The 16,350-nt window shown below is 72.9% G+C and carries 15 protein-coding genes; 1 reads left to right on the forward strand and 14 read right to left on the reverse strand.

Translation table 11 applies throughout. The features are described from left to right. Positions 1 to 6: 6 nt before the first annotated feature. From smc to RZ50_RS02960, 5 genes are all read right to left on the reverse strand, one after another. The gene (gene smc, locus RZ50_RS02940) at positions 7 to 3,672 is read right to left on the reverse strand and encodes a chromosome segregation protein SMC (protein ID WP_196946881.1); all 3,666 of its coding nucleotides are present in this window, start codon (positions 3,670 to 3,672) and stop codon (positions 7 to 9) included. A 165-nt stretch (positions 3,673 to 3,837) separates the two neighbouring features. After that, on the reverse strand, positions 3,838 to 4,041 hold the full coding sequence (locus RZ50_RS02945; RefSeq protein ID WP_196946880.1) for a hypothetical protein: 204 nt from the start codon (positions 4,039 to 4,041) through the stop codon (positions 3,838 to 3,840). Between the two features lie 445 nt (positions 4,042 to 4,486). Then, positions 4,487 to 4,786, reverse strand: a complete 300-nt coding sequence (locus RZ50_RS02950) for an acylphosphatase (RefSeq protein WP_196946879.1) — start codon at positions 4,784 to 4,786, stop codon at positions 4,487 to 4,489. A gap of 29 nt (positions 4,787 to 4,815) precedes the next feature. Next, complete coding sequence (locus RZ50_RS02955; protein WP_308271267.1) at positions 4,816 to 5,346, reverse strand: helix-turn-helix domain-containing protein; 531 nt, start codon at positions 5,344 to 5,346, stop codon at positions 4,816 to 4,818. A 132-nt stretch (positions 5,347 to 5,478) separates the two neighbouring features. After that, positions 5,479 to 6,831 (reverse strand): hypothetical protein, encoded by a 1,353-nt coding sequence (locus tag RZ50_RS02960; protein ID WP_196946878.1) that lies wholly within the window; start codon positions 6,829 to 6,831, stop codon positions 5,479 to 5,481. 314 nt (positions 6,832 to 7,145) lie between these two features. On the opposite strand from RZ50_RS02960, the gene RZ50_RS02965 reads away from it, so the two are divergent. Then, entirely contained in the window at positions 7,146 to 8,066 is a 921-nt protein-coding gene (locus tag RZ50_RS02965; RefSeq protein WP_196946877.1) for a hypothetical protein, read from the forward strand. Positions 8,067 to 8,131: 65 nt separating this feature from the next. On the opposite strand, the gene mutM is transcribed toward RZ50_RS02965, so the two are convergent. The 9 genes from mutM to recG form a co-directional block, all read right to left on the reverse strand. Then, positions 8,132 to 9,001, reverse strand: coding sequence for a bifunctional DNA-formamidopyrimidine glycosylase/DNA-(apurinic or apyrimidinic site) lyase (mutM, locus tag RZ50_RS02970; RefSeq protein ID WP_196946876.1), 870 nt, complete (start codon positions 8,999 to 9,001; stop codon positions 8,132 to 8,134). A gap of 54 nt (positions 9,002 to 9,055) precedes the next feature. Continuing rightward, positions 9,056 to 9,844, reverse strand: a complete 789-nt coding sequence (gene rnc, locus RZ50_RS02975; protein ID WP_196946875.1) for a ribonuclease III — start codon at positions 9,842 to 9,844, stop codon at positions 9,056 to 9,058. 20 nt (positions 9,845 to 9,864) lie between these two features. Further along, positions 9,865 to 10,038 (reverse strand): 50S ribosomal protein L32, encoded by a 174-nt coding sequence (rpmF, locus tag RZ50_RS02980; protein ID WP_035866499.1) that lies wholly within the window; start codon positions 10,036 to 10,038, stop codon positions 9,865 to 9,867. 2 nt (positions 10,039 to 10,040) lie between these two features. Beyond that, positions 10,041 to 10,631 (reverse strand): DUF177 domain-containing protein, encoded by a 591-nt coding sequence (locus RZ50_RS02985; protein WP_374199862.1) that lies wholly within the window; start codon positions 10,629 to 10,631, stop codon positions 10,041 to 10,043. Between the two features lie 251 nt (positions 10,632 to 10,882). Continuing rightward, positions 10,883 to 12,043 (reverse strand): cell division initiation protein, encoded by a 1,161-nt coding sequence (locus RZ50_RS02990; protein ID WP_196946873.1) that lies wholly within the window; start codon positions 12,041 to 12,043, stop codon positions 10,883 to 10,885. Between the two features lie 187 nt (positions 12,044 to 12,230). Further along, entirely contained in the window at positions 12,231 to 12,722 is a 492-nt protein-coding gene (coaD, locus tag RZ50_RS02995; RefSeq protein ID WP_196946872.1) for a pantetheine-phosphate adenylyltransferase, read from the reverse strand. 49 nt (positions 12,723 to 12,771) lie between these two features. Then, positions 12,772 to 13,356: a 16S rRNA (guanine(966)-N(2))-methyltransferase RsmD gene (rsmD, locus tag RZ50_RS03000; RefSeq protein WP_196946871.1), complete on the reverse strand. Its 585-nt coding sequence runs from the start codon at positions 13,354 to 13,356 to the stop codon at positions 12,772 to 12,774. Between the two features lie 109 nt (positions 13,357 to 13,465). Then, positions 13,466 to 13,999, reverse strand: coding sequence for a hypothetical protein (locus RZ50_RS03005; protein WP_196946870.1), 534 nt, complete (start codon positions 13,997 to 13,999; stop codon positions 13,466 to 13,468). 105 nt (positions 14,000 to 14,104) lie between these two features. After that, positions 14,105 to 16,330: an ATP-dependent DNA helicase RecG gene (gene recG / locus RZ50_RS03010; protein WP_196946869.1), complete on the reverse strand. Its 2,226-nt coding sequence runs from the start codon at positions 16,328 to 16,330 to the stop codon at positions 14,105 to 14,107. Between the last annotated feature and the right edge of the window lie 20 nt (positions 16,331 to 16,350).

A 16,350-nucleotide genomic window follows, 5' to 3' on the forward strand; every position in this document is an offset into this window, starting at 1 on the left:
GACGGGTCAGGCCCCCGTCGCCCCGGAGTCGCTCGTCTCCTCCTGCTGCCGGGGCACCACCGCACGCGATCCGCGTTCCCGCCGCCCTCCCCCGGCCTGGCGGCCGGGAGGCGTCGCCTCGCGCAGCCGCTGGCTGATCACCTGCGAGATCCCGTCGCCCTTCATCGTCACGCCGTACAGGGCGTCGGCGGACTCCATGGTCAGCTTCTGGTGGGTGATCACGATCAGCTGGGAGCTCTCCCGCAGCTCCTCCATGATCCCGATCAGCCGGCGCAGGTTGGTCTCGTCCAGCGCCGCCTCCACCTCGTCCATCACGTAGAACGGACTGGGCCGGGCCTTGAAGATCGCCACCAGCAGCGCCACCGCGGTCAGCGAGCGCTCGCCGCCGGAGAGCAGCGACAGCCGCTTGACCTTCTTGCCCGGCGGGCGGGCCTCCACCTCGACCCCGGTGGTGAGCATGTCGTCCGGGTCGGTCAGCACCAGCCGCCCCTCGCCGCCCGGGAAGAGCCGGGCGAAGACGCCCTCGAACTGGGCGGCGGTGTCGTGGTACGCCGAGGTGAACAGCTGCTCGACCCGCTGGTCCACGTCCCGGACGATGTCCATCAGGTCGCGCCGGCTGCGCTTGAGGTCGTCCAGCTGCTCGCCGAGGAACCTGTGGCGCTCCTCCAGCGCGGCGAACTCCTCCAGCGCCAGCGGGTTGACCTTGCCCAGCTGCTGGTACGCCTTCTCGGCGGCCCTGAGCCGCTTCTCCTGCTCGGCCCGGACGTACGGGTACGGCGCCCCCGACGGCTCGCCCGGTTGGCCGCCGTCCTCGGGCGCCGACGGCGGGACGGCCTGGTCCGGCCCGTACGAGGCCAGCAGTTCACCCCCGTCGATGCCGAACTCCTCCAGCGCGCGGGCCTCCAGCTGCTCGATCCGCAGCCGCTTCTCCGCCCGCAGCACCTCGTCCCGGTGCCCGGCGTCGACCAGCTTGTCCAACTCCTCCTTGAGGCCCCGACCGTGCTCCCGGTGGTCCCGCAGCTCGGTCTCGCGCTCGGTGCGCGCCTGTTCGACGGCCGCGCGCCCGGCGTCCGCGCGGGCCAGCGACACCTCCAGACAGGCCAGCAGCTGCCGGGCGCCGGCCGCGACGGCGTTCGCGACCCCGGCGTCGTGCGCGGCACGCCGACGGCGCTCGGCGGCCTGGGCGCGCGCCTCGCGTTCGGCGCGCGCCGCCCGGTCCAGCTGGTCGGCCCGGCCGGCGAGGGCGCGGACCCGCTCCTCGTGGGTGCGCACCGAGAGCCGGGCCTCCAGCTCGGCCTGCCGGGCGGCGGAGGCGGCCTCGGTCAGCCGCTGCTGCTCGGCGGGGTCGGGCTCGTCCTCCCCGGCCTCCGCGGACTCCTCGGCGACGGCCAGTCGTTCGGCCAACTCCTCCGCGGCGGTGATCAGTTCGGCCAGCCCCTGCTCGGCCCGGGCGGCGGCGGCCGACAGCCGTTCGGCCTCCCCGGCGGCGGCTCGGGCCTGCCCGCCGAGGCGGCCCAGCGCGCCGGCCACCTGCGCCCGCTCCTTCTCCGCCTGCCGCTGCCGCTCTCCGAGGCGTTCCACCTCGGCGGCCGACTCCCGGCGCAGCTCGGTGAGTTCGGCCAGCCGCTCGGCCGACTCGGCGCAGCGGAGGGCGAGTTCCTCGATCGCCCGGGCCGCCTCGTCCACCGCGACCTGGGTCTCCAGCAGGCTGGGCGCCCCGCCGGAGCCGCCGTGCGCGAAGCCGGCGCCCAGCCGGTCCCCCTCGGCGGTGACGGCGGACACCCCGGGGTGCCCGGCGACGAGCCGCAGCGCCCCGTCCAAATCGTCGACCACCGCCACCCCGGCCAGCAGGCCGTGCACGGCGGCGATCAACTCCGCTGGCCCGTCCACCAGTTCGGCCGCCCAACGGGCTCCGCCCGGCAGCTCCCCCGCCGCGCCGGGCGCCCCGGCCGCCCCGGCGATCAGCAGTGCGGCCCGCCCGGCGTCCTGGGCCCGCAGCAGCCGCAGCGCCTCTGCGGCGGCGGACGGCGAGTCGACGGCCACCGCGTCGGCCGCCGCCCCGAGCGCCGCCGCGACGGGCACCTCGTACCCGGCCTCGATCCGCAGCAGCGCGGCCGCCGGGCCGAGCAGCCCGGCCAGTCGCTCCCCCGCCGCCAGCAGCGCGCCGGTGCCGTCCTTGCGGCGCAGCCCGAGCGAGAGCGCCTCGTGCCGCGCGGTGAGCCCGGCCCGTTCGCGCTCGGCGGCCCCGGCCGCCTCCCTGGCGGCGGCCAACTCCCGCTCCACCGCTGCCAGTTCCTCACGCGCCCGGCGGTACCCGTCCTCGGCCGGCTCGTCGTCCCCGGCCAGGCCGTCCACCTGCCGCTGGAGCTCGTCCAGTTCGCCCTGCGCGGCGTCGGCGCGCAGCAGCGCCTCGTCCCGGGCCTCGGTGAGCCGGCCGATCTCGTCCTGTGCGGAGGCGGCCCTGGACCGGGCGGCCGCGACCTGCCCCTGCAACCGGGCCAGGCCCTCCCGGCGGTCCGCGATGGCCCGGGCGGCGTCCCGCAGCCGGCGCTCCTCCGCGGCCAGGGCGCGTTCCAGCTCGCCCTTGCGCTCGACCGCCTCGGCCAGCGCGTACTGTGCCTCCTCCAGCGCCTCGGCGAGCGCGGCCTCCTCCTCGCGGACCCGCTCGGCCTCGCGCTCCAGCTCCTCCGGATCGCGGCCGCGCCGCTCCTCGACCTGTCCCCCGGCGGCGGCGTGCCGGGCCCGGGCCTCGGCCAGCCCGATCGTGCCGCGGGTGCGTTCGGCGAGCGCGGAGAGCCGGTACCAGGTCTGCCGGGCGGTCTCCAGGCTCGGGCCGAGCTGCTGGACCTGCGCCTCCAGGACCCGCTCGCGCTGCACCGCGCGGGCCAGCTCCTGCTCGACGGTGGTCCGCCGCAGCCGCAGCGCCAGTTCGTCGGCGACCTCCGCCTCGACCGCCTGACGCAGGGTGAGCACGTCGTCGGCGAGCAGCCGCAGCCGGGCGTCGCGCAGGTCGGCCTGGATGCCTGCGGCCCGGCGGGCGGTCCTGGCCTGCCGGCCGAGTGGTCCGAGCTGGCGGCGCAGTTCGGCCACCAGGTCCTGGACCCGGTTGAGGTTGCCCTGCATCGCGTCCAGCTTCCGCAGCGCCTTCTCCTTGCGCCTGCGGTGCTTGAGGACGCCGGCCGCCTCCTCGATGAAGGCGCGCCTGCCCATCGGGTCGGCGTGCAGGACGGAGTCGAGCCGGCCCTGTCCGACGATGACGTGCATCTCGCGGCCGATGCCGGAGTCGGAGAGCAGTTCCTGGATGTCCAGCAGGCGGCAGGTCTCACCGTTGAGCGCGTACTCGCTGCCGCCGTTGCGGAACATGGTCCGGGTGATCGTCACCTCGGAGTACTCGATCGGCAGGGCGCCGTCGCCGTTGTCGATGGTGACGCTGACCTCGGCGCGGCCGAGCGGGGCGCGCCCGCTGGTCCCGGCGAAGATGACGTCCTCCATCTTGCCGCCGCGCAACGACTTGACCCCCTGCTCCCCCATCACCCAGGACAGCGCGTCGACCACGTTCGACTTGCCGGAGCCGTTCGGGCCGACCACGCAGGTGATGCCCGGCTCGAAGCGCAGGGTGGTGCTGGAGGCGAAGGACTTGAACCCGCGTAGCGTCAGGCTCTTCAGGTGCACGCGGCCGGTCTCCTCGTATCGCTCGCCAGGGGCCTCAGCGTGCGACTGTATCCGGAGTCGGACACGACGAAGGGACGCCACATCCGGGCGTCCCTTGCAAAGCTGCGTCCCTTTCGGGGCGGCTCAGTGCACAGCGGCGTCGATCTGTGAGGACCGGGGGCGGACTCAGGTGAGCGCCGGCTCCCGCTGCTCCAGATCGATGCTGTTGAGCAGCGAGTGCTCGTCAGCGACAGCGGTGAGAGCGTCGTTCTCAGCCTGCATCCGAAGGAGCTCGGCTTCAAGGTCCTGGACGCGCTGCTGAAGCCGTCGCATCTCGGAGAGCATTCGCGGGTCGGGGCCGCCGACGTACCCGAGAAGCGCCTTTGCCATGATGAATGGTCCTCCACGCTGAGTGACCGAACCGGAACGGTACAGGTCTAGGGGGAAGGGGGACGCACGCGCGGCGCGCACCGGAAGTGCTGGCTGGGCACTACGGCACAACCACCGTGAGCTGGGCTCACGAGGGCATGCACCTACCGGAAAACGCGATCGTGTGCGCGGGCTTCAAGCGTCTCACCAAAGACGGTACGGGTCAACACGATCACCGCACGCTACCGCGCCCCTGTCACCTGCCCGGCGGTGTCGTCACGCCTGGGGGTCTCGGGCCCGGGTCCACCACGTGCTCGTGGATCATCGTTCGATGCGGAGTCAACCACGAGTCTGCCCGGATGGCAACCGTATGACACCGACGGTTGCGGATCAGTTCCGGGCCGCGGACGGGCCGCGGCCGTGGTAAGGGGGCCGGACGCGGGCTGGCCGGGCCGGGGCCGGCGGCTCAGCGGATCTCGAAGCCCTCGTAGCCCGCGCCGACGGCGGTCCAGATCTCGGTCACGCCGCTCACCGCGCCCGGGGTGTCCGGGCCGCGCAGCAGGGCGAGCAGCAGTTCGCAGTCGGCGGCCAGGCCCTCGGCCACCACCTGCACCCGGCCGTCGCCGAGGTTGCTGGCGTAGCCGGTCAGTCCGACCTCCAGCGCCCGCGCCCTGGTCCACCAGCGGAAGCCGACCTGCTGGACCTTCCCCCGGACCCAGGCGGTCACCCGGACCGGTTCCTCACTGTGGGCGTCGCGACCGTGCATGCCCCGACCCTAACGAACCTCGGGCCCGGTCACAGCTCCACGGGGCCCTCGACCGTCCAACCCGGGCTGTGCACCTCGGCGTGCAGTTCGCCGCGCCGGACCTCCCGGCCGCAGGTGCGGCAGACCCAGGCGGGGTCGTAGGGGTGCGGCTCATGGCCCTCGGGCGCGTGCGCGAAGGTCACCGGGGACTCCGGCAGCAGCCAGCGGTCGCCCCAGGCGCGCAGCGCGTGGGCGAGGGGGGCGAGGTCCCGCCCCGCCTCGGTGAGGTGGTACTCGTAGCGGGGCGGCCGCTCGCTGTACCGGCGGCGCTCGACCACTCCGGCCTCCTCCAGCGCCCGCAGCCGTGCGGTCAGCCGGTCGCGCGGCGCCCCGGTGTTGCGGGCGATCCGGTCGAAGCGGTGGTTGCCGTAGAACAGCTCGCGCACCGCGAGCAGCGCCCACTTCTCGCCGATCACCTGCAGCGCGGCCGCCATCGAGCAGGGCCGGCCAGGGACGGCCACGGTCCTGGCGACGGCTTCGGGGGTGCCGGTTTCGGGGGTGCCGGCGGTGTCGGAGGTCACAGCGTCAGCCTGCCACGCCGGGTTGCCTTCTCAAACCCACAGCCCGTGCCCGGTTCCACCGTCCCCGGACGGCGAACGGCCCCGCCGGTCGGAACCGGCGGGGCCGCGGGCATCGGCCCTCGGACGGAGGGACTACCAGTCCCCGCCGCCGAAGTCGCCGCCGCCACCGAAGTCGCCGCCACCGCCGAAGTCGCCGAACCCACCGCTGAAGTCGCCGCCGTTGAAGTCGGCGCCGGTGAAGTCACCGCCCTCGAACTGGTCCTGGTAGCCGTGGTCCATCATCGGCGCGGCCGCGTAGGCCGGCGAGCTCATCATCGAGCCGAGCATGGTGCCGACCAGCAGGCCCGGCAGCAGACCGCCGCCGAAGCTGCTGTAGTAGCCGCCCGCGTAGGGCGCGTACGCCGGGCCGGCGTTCCAGTACGGCTGCGGGCCGTGCTCGGTGTCGACGGTGCGGACCGCCGGGTCGAGGCCGGCCGCCACCCGGTCGGCGTCGGCCTGGCAGACCGGGACGCTGCGGGCGGAGCCGCCGGCCGGGGCCCACTCGACGTCCTTGACGGACGGACCGTGCCGCGGGTCCATGAAGCACGGGGGACGCCGCTCGGGCAGCGGGCGCTTGTCCCGCCGGGCGGCCAGGGTGGCCAGCGAGAACCGGCCGTCCTCGATCGCCTCGGTGACCTGCTTGACGTCGTCCGGCTTCTTCGCCTCGTCCATCAGCCGCTTGGACTTCTCGTAGGAGTCCAGGGCGTGGCTGTAGTCGGTGCGCTGGGCGTCGTCCGCGTCGGCGGCCGCCGGGCTGAAGTCGAGCCGCTCCAGCTCGACGCCGAAGGCCGTGATGTCCTCGTCCACCACGCGGCGCAGCTGCTCCAGCTCGGCGCGGGCCTGCTCCTCCTTGCGCTTCTTGGCGCGGCGGAAGAGGAGGAAGACACCGGCGCCGGCCAGCGCCACCAGCACGACCGGGATGACCACCCAGGCGATCGAGGTGGTGTGGTTGACCCCGTTGCCCTTGGCCTGCGGGGCGGCCTGGTCGACGAAGTCGTTCAGGGTGCCGTCGATGTCGCCCTGGTGCGAGCGGAAGGACGCACCGGCGATCCGCTGCGCCATGCCCTTGCCCATGGCGCCCTGGTCGTTGCGGGCGTCGAACTTGTCGCCCAGCCAGACCGCGTAGACGCCGTCGATGCCGACCTTGGTGCGCAGGTCCTGGAAGATCGTCCTGGAGTTGTACGAGGGAGCGTCGGGGACCACCGCGATGAAGATCGGCTTGTCGGCCTTGTTGATCTTCGAGGTCAGGGCATCCGCCTGGCTCTGGCTGAAGCGGCTCGTCATCGCCGGGTCGACGTAGACCTTGCCCTGCTTCAGGGTGGTGGAGGCGTCGCTCAGCCCGCCGGCGGCCGAGGCCGCCGGTGCCAGCAGGAGCAGCAGCCCGAGCATCGCCGCCACCAGGGCGAGCGGCCCGGTGCCCCGGGAACGTCGTGCAAGGGTTCTCATGCACCCGACGCTACCGCGACCGGTGCCGGAGCACGCCATACCCTTCGCATACTGGTATCGACAAGGTTCCCCGCCGTCCGCCGGGGCCGCTCCCCTTCTCACGGATGAGATTTCCCCAGGTCGACCCTGAGATGGGTGGGCCACGGGAACCACCTGGGGCGGCCGGACGTACGTCCCGGCGGGCCCGGGCCGGTCGGAGGCAGCACGGAGGTGCTCCGGGGGGCGTGCCGACCGTACCGCGCGAACGGGCACACTGGTCCCGGACCGCTGGTCCCATTACCTGTTCTTGACCCAACTCCCGATCGGAGCGCTCGGTGATCATCGGCCTCGTCACGGCCGTGGCGGCATCCGCCTGCTACGGCACCGGCTCGGTCCTGCAGGCCGTCGGATCCCGCCGCTCCGCCCGGGAGGAGGCCGCCAAGGGCGCCACCACCTCGACCACCGAGCACGGCGGGCCGAGCCTCTCCTCGACCGCGAAGGCCGCCGTCACCTGGGAGTTCATCCTCGGCACGGTGCTCGACCTGATCGGCTTCGGACTGGGCGCGCTGGCCGCCCGGCTGCTGCCGCTGTTCCTCTCCCAGACCATCATCAGCGCCAACCTGGTGATCACCGCGGTGCTGAGCATCAAGCTGCTGGGCATCCGGCTCAAGCAGCTGGAGTGGGCCTCGATCGGCGTGCTCTGCTCGGCGCTGGTGCTGCTGGCCGTCTCGGCCGGCCCTGAGGGCGGCCACCACGCGGCGATGGCCTTCCACTGGTGGCTGCTGATCATCACCACCGTGCTGCTCGTCGGCGGCGGCCTGCTGGTGCGCCGGATGGGCTCCAAGGGCGCGATCGTCGCCGGTCTGCTCTCCGGCCTCGGTTTCGGTGCCCTCGGCGTCGGCGTGCGCATCCTCAACGGCATCGAGCCGTTCGACCTCGGCCAACTGCTCTCCGACCCGGCGCTGTACGCGATCCTGATCGGCGGCCTCGGCGGCATGTACGTGCACACCGTGGCGCTCCAGATCGGCTCGGTGAACGGCGCGACCGCCGCCCTGGTGGTCGGCGAGACGGTGCTGCCCGGCGCGGTCGGCGTGCTCTGGCTCGGCGACTCCTCCAAGGCGGGCCTGGGCTGGCTCGGCGTGCTCGGCTTCCTGCTCGCGGTGGTCTCCGCGGTCGGCGTCGCCTACTTCGGCCAGGACACCCACGGCGCCCTCGGCGAGTCGGCCGCCGACCAACCCGAGCTCGCCAAGCGCTGAGAGCGCCCGGCGCCGAACGCCGGGGCGTGTCCTTGCGGATCCGTGCCGGGTCCGCAGGGCACGCCCTAGCGGACCCGCGGCGGGCGCTGGCAGCGCGGGCAGAAGTAGCTGGAACGGTTCATCCAGGAGGCCCGCCGGATCGCGGTGCCGCAGCGGCGGCAGGGCTCCTGCTCGCGGCCGTAGGCGTCGAGGTCCCGGGAGAAGTAGCCGCTCTCGCCGTTCACGTTGACGTACAGGCTGTCGAAGCTCGTGCCGCCGACGGCGAGGGCCGCGGACATCACGTCCCGGGCGTGGGCCAGCAGCAGGGCGGCCTGCGGGCGGGTGAGCGTCGCGGTCGGGCGGTCGTAGTGCAGCTTGGCGCGCCACAGCGCCTCGTCGGCGTAGATGTTGCCGACGCCGCTGATCAGGGTCTGGTCGAGCAGCGCGCGCTTGACCGTGGTGCGCTTGGCCCGCAGCGCGGCCACGAAGGCCTCGTCGTCGAAGCGCGGGTCGAGCGGGTCGCGGGCGATGTGCGCGATGGAGACCGGGGTGCCCTCCGGGTCGTCCTCCTCGGCCTCCTCGACCGCCAGGCCGCCGAAGGTCCGCTGGTCGACGAAGCGCAGCTCGCGCCCGCCGTCGGTGAACCGCAGCCGGACCCTCAGGTGGGTCTCGTCCGGCACCGTCGGGTCCTGGACGAGGAGCTGGCCGCTCATGCCGAGGTGGCCGATCAGTGAGAATCCCGCCCCGGTGCCGGCCAGCGGCAGCCACAGGTACTTGCCGCGCCGCTGCGCGGTGCCGAGGGTGGTGCCGGTCAGCCGGGCCGAGAAGTCGGCCGCGCCGGCCGGCTGGCGGCGCACCGCGCGCGGGTGCAGCACCTGGACGTCGGCGACGGTCCGCCCGGCGACCCAGTTCGCCAGACCGCGGCGGACGACCTCGACCTCGGGGAGTTCGGGCACGGTGACAGGCCTCCTGCGAAAGACGGGATCAGCAGGAGTGAAGGCTACTTCGAGTCAGGAGCCGGCGGGCAGCCGGTCCGCGTACTTCTCCTTGATCGCGCGCCAGGCGCTCTCGGCGGCCTTCTGCTCGGCCTCCTTCTTCGAGCGGCCGACGCCGCTGCCGAAGTCCTCGCCGGCCACCCGGGCCGCCGCGGTGAAGGTCTTCTCGTGGTCCGGACCGGACTCCATGACCACGTACTCGGGCACCCCGATGCCCACCGAGGCGGTGAGCTCCTGGAGGCTGGTCTTCCAGTCCAGGCCGGCTCCCAGCTGAGAGGACTCCTCGATCAGCGGGTCGAACAGCCGGTGGACGAACTCGGTGGCCGCCTCCAGCCCCTGGTCCAGGTAGATGGCCCCGATCACGGCCTCGACGGTGTCGGCGAGGATCGACGACTTGTCGCGGCCGCCGGTGCCCTCCTCGCCCTTGCCGAGCCGGATGAACACGCCGAGGTCCAGGCCCCGGCCGACGTCCGCGAGCGCGCGCGAGTTGACCACCGCGGCGCGCAGCTTGGCGAGCGTGCCCTCCGGGACGTCCGGGTGGACGCGGTAGAGGGTGTCGGTCACCACCAGGCCCAGCACCGAGTCGCCGAGGAACTCCAGGCGCTCGTTGGTGGGCAGGCCCCCGTTCTCGTACGCGTACGAGCGGTGGGTGAGGGCACGTACCAGAAGGGCGCGCTCAAGTGTGTACCCGAGGCGCCCTTCCAGGACGTCGTATTCGGTCGAAGCCGGACCGCCGGCCTTGCCGCCGCTCGAAGAACCCTTCGAGACGGGGGACGACTTGCGGGTGGAGTTACCGTCCGACATCGATCCGTGCACCCCGCCGATCAGACCGAGAGGACCTGGCGACGGTTGTACGTGCCGCAGCTCGGGCACGCGATGTGCGCCAGCTTCGGCTCGTGGCAGCGGTCGCACGCCACGAGGGCCGGGACAACGGCCTTCCAGTTGGAACGGCGGTGGCGCGTGTTGCTGCGCGACATCTTCCGCTTCGGAACAGCCACGGCTACTTCTCCTGGTTCTCGGCGAGACCCTCACGGGTGTCGCTGTTCTTGAATCCCCGCCGCTGATCAGCGGCTTCGGCACGGGCCTCGTCGCCGGGAGTGGCGGAGAGTCCCTGCAGAGCCGCCCACCGGGGGTCGACGGCATCGTGGTGGTGCGTCGGGTCGTCACTCAGGCGCGCTCCGCACTCGGAGCACAGGCCCAGGCAGTCTTCCTGGCACACCGGCTGCAGCGGCAGTGCGAGCACCACCGCGTCACGCAGCACCGGCTGGAGGTCGAAGAAGTCGCCCTCCAGGCGGTAAGTCTCTTCTTCCGAGTCCTCGTCGAGGTCCTCGGTCCCGGTGGTCCGGGCGCGGTGGCGCTCGTCGGACTCCGGGTAGTAGTACAGCTCCTGGAAGTCCACGTCGATGTCGAAGTCGACGGGCTCCAGGCACCGGACGCACTCGCCCTCGACGTGGGCCTCGGCGGTGCCGGTGACCAGCACGCCCTCGACCACGGACTCCAGGCGGAGCTCCAGCTCGATCGGGCTCTTCTCCGGCACGCCGATCACGTCGATGATCCCGAAGCCCTCGGGGGCCTCCAGGGTTCGGCTCACCTTGCGCATCGAGCCCGGACGACGGCCAAGCTCGTGCGTGTCGAACACGAGGGGGTCGCGGTGGTCGAGGCGGTTCAAGGTGTCCTGACTTCCATAGGAAATGATCGACGATTCCCCATACAAGTCGACTTTGCGAGGGCAAGCCGAGAGCCGGACATGGGGATGCCGGAGTGGTCAGACTACCGGAGTCTCCCGCCAGGCCCAACTTCGGCCCCGTCAGGACACTCTGCGGCCGGCCCGCCGGGGCCGGCTCAGCGCCCGCCGAGCTCCCTCAGCCTGGTCATGTCGATCATGCTGGTGTCGAAGAAGCTGGTCTCTTCCAGTCCCTGCTGCTGGTGCGGCACGGCCGGCGGCGCGGCGGGCGGCTGGGGGTAGTCGTAGCCGTCGTACTGCTGGGCGCCGTAGCCCTGCTGCTGGTAGCCGTAGCCGCCCTGCTGCTGGCCCTGGTAGTCCTGCTGCTGCGGGTAGCCGCCCTGCTGCTGGTCGACCCACTGGGCCTGGTACGGGTCACCCTGGACGGCCTGCTCGTAGCCGCCCCCGTACACCTCGGCGTACTGCCCGCCCTGCTGCTGGGCGGCCGCGTACTGGTCGGCCCCGGGATCCTGCCAGCCGGCGGCGGCCGGGGTCTGCTCGGGCCAGGTCTGCTGCTGCGGGACGTCCTCGCGGTACCAGGCGATGTCGTCACCGTTGGCGTCCTCGGCGAAGCCCGCGGCCACCGCCTCGGCCCGCTCCTTGGCCTGCTGGGCCTGGTCGGCGGCGGCCAGGTAGGCGCCCAGCTCGTCGATCGGCCGCTTGCCGAGCAGCTTGTCGCGGCCCTTGCCGACGGCCTCCAGGGTGGCGCCGAGCACGCTCTCCAGCGTGGCGAGCTTCACATCGACGTACTCGTCGACCTCGGGGCTCGGGCTGATCCGCTGCGGCTGGAACTCCTCGCCGTCGGTCTCGCCCTGCTGCTCGGCCTCGAAGACGCTGGAGTCGCCGCGCAGCTTGGTCCGGCCGCGGCCGACCGCGCCGAGCGTCTTGGTCAGCACGACCTCGAAGTTGGCGAGCTTGCTGTCCACGTAGTCGTCGGCCTCGGCACGCTTGGTCTCGACCTCGGTCCGGGCCTCGGCGAGGATCCGGTCCGCCTCGGCCTGGGCCCGGTGGACCACCTCGGTGTCGGAGATGAGCGAGCCGCGCTCGGCGTGCGCCCCCTGGATGATCCGCTCGGCCTCGGCCTGGGCGCCGGCCACCACCTGCTCGTGGTCGGCCATCACCGACTGGGCCTGGGCGAGTTCGGCGGGCAGGGCCGCCTTGAGGTCGTTGAGCAGGCCGATCAGTTCGGCCCGGTTCACCACGCAGGAGGCCGACATCGGCATCGAGCGGGCGTTCTCGACCGCCGCCACGATCTCGTCGACCTTGTTCTGCACGTCCACGGGGCTTCGTCTTTCCGTGTGCCGCCGACGGTCCGGCGGAGGCAGGCCCAGCGCGGTGCACCTCACCGCAGGGCAGGAATACAGACTGTACGGCCCCCGCGTGGCGAGCTCACAACGTCCGAGCCGAACCGACCTCCACCGACCCGGACAATCCATGACGAAGCGGCAGAAAAGGACAACCGTCCGGCTACTGCTCGGCCTTGCGCTCCGCGATCCGCTCCACCAGCCGGCGGTGCACCGTCTCCGGCAGCAGGTGCGAGACGTCGCCGCCGTACGAGGCCACCTCCTTGGCCAGCGTCGAGGAGAGGAAGCTGTACGTCGGCGAGGTCGGCAGGAACAGCGTCTCCACGCCGGTCAGGCCGTTGTTCATGTGCGCCATCTGCAACTCGTAGTCGAAGTCGCTCACCGCGCGCAGGCCCTTGACGATCGCCGGGATGCCGCGCTCCCGGCAGAAGTCCACCAGCAGGCCCTGGTGCGACTCGACCACCACGTTGCCGAACGCCGCGGTGACCTCCTCGATCAGGCCGATCCGCTCCTCGATGGTGAACATGCCCTGCTTGTTCCGGTTGACCAGGACCGCGACGTGCACCACGTCGTACAGCTTCGAGGCGCGCTCGATGATGTCGAGGTGACCGTTGTGGATCGGGTCGAACGAACCGGGACAGACGGCTCGGCGCATGGCGTGTGTGCTCCCTCGTGGGGTGACGGCTACTGCGGGCCCCGGCCCGCTACTCCTGCTCGCCGGCCGCGGCGGCGGCGCGACCGTACCAGAGCGTCCCCTCGCCGTAGCGGCGGGAACGCAGCACCTCGAAGCCCTCGGGCCAGCCGAAGTCACCGCCGCGGGTGCTGCGCTCCACGGTGACGAGTGCGTCCTCCGCGAGCCAGCCCCCAGCCGACAGTGTGATCAGCATCTCGCGCAGCTCCTCGTCCGTCACGGCGTACGGCGGATCGAGGAAGACCAGGTCGTACGGGGTCTGCGGCGGCGGCCCGGCGATCACCTTCTCCGCCTTGGCGGCCCGCACCTCGGCACCGGGCAGCCCGATCGTGCGGACGTTCTCCCGGATCACCCGGGCCGCCTGGGTGTCCGCCTCGACCAGCAGGACGTGCTCGGCGCCGCGCGAGAGCGCCTCCAGCCCGACCGCGCCCGATCCGCCGAACAGGTCCAGCATCCGGGTCCCGTGCAGGGTGCCGTGCAGCGCCTCCAGGGTGGAGAACATCGCCTCGCGGGCCTTGTCGGAGGTCGGACGGGTGCCCCGGCCGGGCGGTACGGCCAGTCGGCGGCCGCCGGCCGCCCCGGCGATCACGCGGGTCATGGTGGTGGAAGGTCCTTTCGTCGCTGCCCGACCACGCTATCCCGATCACCCCGCCGCGCTCACGCCGAGCGGGTGCGGCCCGACGGACCGCACCCGCGCACCAGGACGGTCAGCTCGCCTCGGAACCCGCCCCCTGGCCCGGGACCGCCGCGCCGAGCAGGGCCGGCGAGGCGTAGCGGGACCAGGACAGGCAGCCGTCGGGCGGGCAGAACTCGGGGCGGCGCGGGTCGTGCCCGAGCTCGCGCAGCTTGGTCCGGACGGAGTCGGGCGTACGGCCGAAGCGGGCGGCGATCCGGGCGACGGTCTCGCCGTCGTGGAAGCGCCGGACCAACTCCTCCTCGTGCTGCGGCACCCAGGGGGCGCCGTGCCCCGGGTAGAGCTCGCGCAGCACGTCGCGGTCGGGGATGGGCTCGGAGACGTCGGCGACGATCGCCAGCGCCCGCAGCGCGCGGTTGAGCGCGATCCGCAGCGAGGCGACGTCCTCGACCGGCAGGCGGAGCCGGCCCGAGGCGAGCGGCGTGGCAGCCGCCCCCTCGCGCCAGCCGGTCAGGGTGAGGGTGACCTCTCGGTCGTCGTCGCTGGAGAGTTCGATCCGGAAGACCTTGTCGCCCAGCGGGAGCTCGTTGAGATGACGGAATGCCATGGCAGGACCCCCAAGTGTCGTGCCAGGTACGCACCTTGGGGGTGCGCCCTGAACACCTTCATTCTCTCCCGGGGGTCTGACAATTCCGGGGCCGCGCGGGCCCGGTCAGCCCTTCTCCATGTAGGCCGCGCGGTCCTCGTCGAGCAGGCTCTCCAGCGCGGTGCGCAGCTCCGGGTGGGCGGCGAGGTCGGGGTCCTCGGCGACCAGCCGGGTGGCCTCGGTCCTGGCGGTGAGGATGACCTCCTCGTCCTCCAGCACCGAGAGCACCTTGAGCGAGGACTTCACCCCGGACTGCGCCTGGCCGAGCACATCGCCCTCGCGGCGCTGTTCGAGGTCGATCCGGGACAGCTCGAAGCCGTCCAGGGTGCCGGCCACCGCGTCCAGCCGGGCCCGGGCGGCGCTGCCCGCGGGCATGTCGCTGACCAGCAGGCACAGGCCCGCCGCGCTGCCGCGGCCGACCCGGCCGCGCAGCTGGTGGAGCTGGGAGACGCCGAAGCGGTCGGCGTCCATGATGACCATCGCGGTGGAGTTGGGGACGTTGACGCCGACCTCGATGACCGTGGTGGCGACCAGCACGTCCACCTCCCCGGCCGCGAACCGGCGCATCACGTCGTCCTTGGCCTCCGGGGCGAGGCGGCCGTGCAGGATCTCCACCCGCAGGCCGCTCAGCGGGCCCTTGGCCAGCTTCTCGGCGGTCTCCACCACCGAGAGCGGGGGCCGCCGTTCGTCGCTCCCGGCGCCGAGGTCGGCGACGTCCTCGAAGTCGTCCTCGTCCGCCCTGCGCTTCCTCTTCCCGTCCTTCGGCGGAGCGGCGGGCTCCTCGTCCCCGATCCGGGGGCAGACCACGTACGCCTGGTGGCCCTTGCCGACCTCCTCGCGGACCCGCTCCCAGGCCCTGGTGAGGAAGTTGGGCTTCTCCAGCGCCGGGACGACGTGGGTGGAGATCGGCGAACGGCCGGCCGGGAGCTGGTCCAGGACGGACGTCTCCAGGTCCCCGAAGACGGTCATCGCGACGGTGCGCGGGATCGGGGTGGCGGTCATCACCAGCAGGTGCGGCGGCTGGTCGCCCTTGGCGCGCAGCGCGTCCCGCTGCTCGACGCCGAAGCGGTGCTGCTCGTCCACCACAACCAGGCCGAGGTCCTGGAACTGGACCTTGTCCTCGATCAGCGCGTGCGTCCCGATGGCGATCCCGGCGTCCCCGCAGGCCATGTCGAGCAGCGCCTGGCGGCGGGCCGGGACGCCCATCGAGCCGGTCAGCAGCACCACCCGGGTGCCCAGGTCGGAGCCGCCGAGCATGCCGCCCTCGGCGAGGTCGCCCATCATCTCGACGATCGAGCGGTGGTGCTGCTGGGCCAGCACCTCGGTGGGGGCGAGCAGCACGGCCTGGCCGCCCGCGTCCACCACGGCGAGCATGGCGCGCAGCGCGACCAGCGTCTTGCCGGAGCCGACCTCGCCCTGGAGGAGGCGGTGCATCGGGTGCTCGGTGGCGAGGTCGGCGGCGATCTCGGCGGAGACCTTCTGCTGGCCCTCGGTGAGGGTGAAGGGCAGCCGGGCGTCGAAGGCGTCCAGCAGCCCGTCGGCGCGGGCCTTGCGCGGCTTGGCGGGCAGCGCGGAGTCGGCGGCCCGGCGCTGGGCGAGGGCGACCTGGAGGACGAAGGCCTCGTCCCAGCGCAGCCGGCTCTGGGCGCGCTCGCGGTCGGCCTGGCCGCGCGGGCGGTGGATCAGCTCCAGCGCCTCGGGCAGCGGGATCAGGTCGTGCCGCTCGCGCAGTTCGGCGGGCAGCGGTTCGCCGACGTCGCCGAGGTGCTTGGTGAGTGCGGTCTCGATGCAGATCGACAGCTTCCAGCTGGGCATCTGGGCGCTGGCGCCGTACACCGGGATGAGCCGGCCGGCGAACTGCTTCGCGGCGTCCGACCCCGCGTCCTCGTCGAGCAGCTGGTAGTCGGGCGAGACCAGTTGGCGGGTGCGGTTGAAGACGCCGACCTTGCCCGCGAACAGGCCCTGGGCGCCGGCCCTGAGCTCCTTCTGCCGCCAGCCCTGGTTGAAGAAGACCAGCGAGAGCCGGCTGCGGCCGTCGGTGACGACGACCTCCAGGCGGTCGCCCTTGCGGCCGCGGAACGGGATCAGGGTGACCTTCTCGATCCGGGCCAGCACGGTGACGTGCTCGTCGATCTCCAGCTCGTCCAGGCTGGTGAGCTGGCCGCGTTCGACGTAGCGGCGCGGGTAGTGGTGCAGCAGGTCCCCGACCGTGCGCAGCTTGAGGCTGTCGGCGAGCACCTTCGCGGTGCGGTCGCCGACGAGCTTGGTCAGTGGTTCATCGAGAGCGCCCATCAGGCCCCTGTCTACACCAC

The organism is Kitasatospora sp. SUK 42, assembly GCF_015776785.2.
In the GTDB taxonomy this organism is placed as follows: Bacteria; Actinomycetota; Actinomycetes; order Streptomycetales; family Streptomycetaceae; genus Kitasatospora.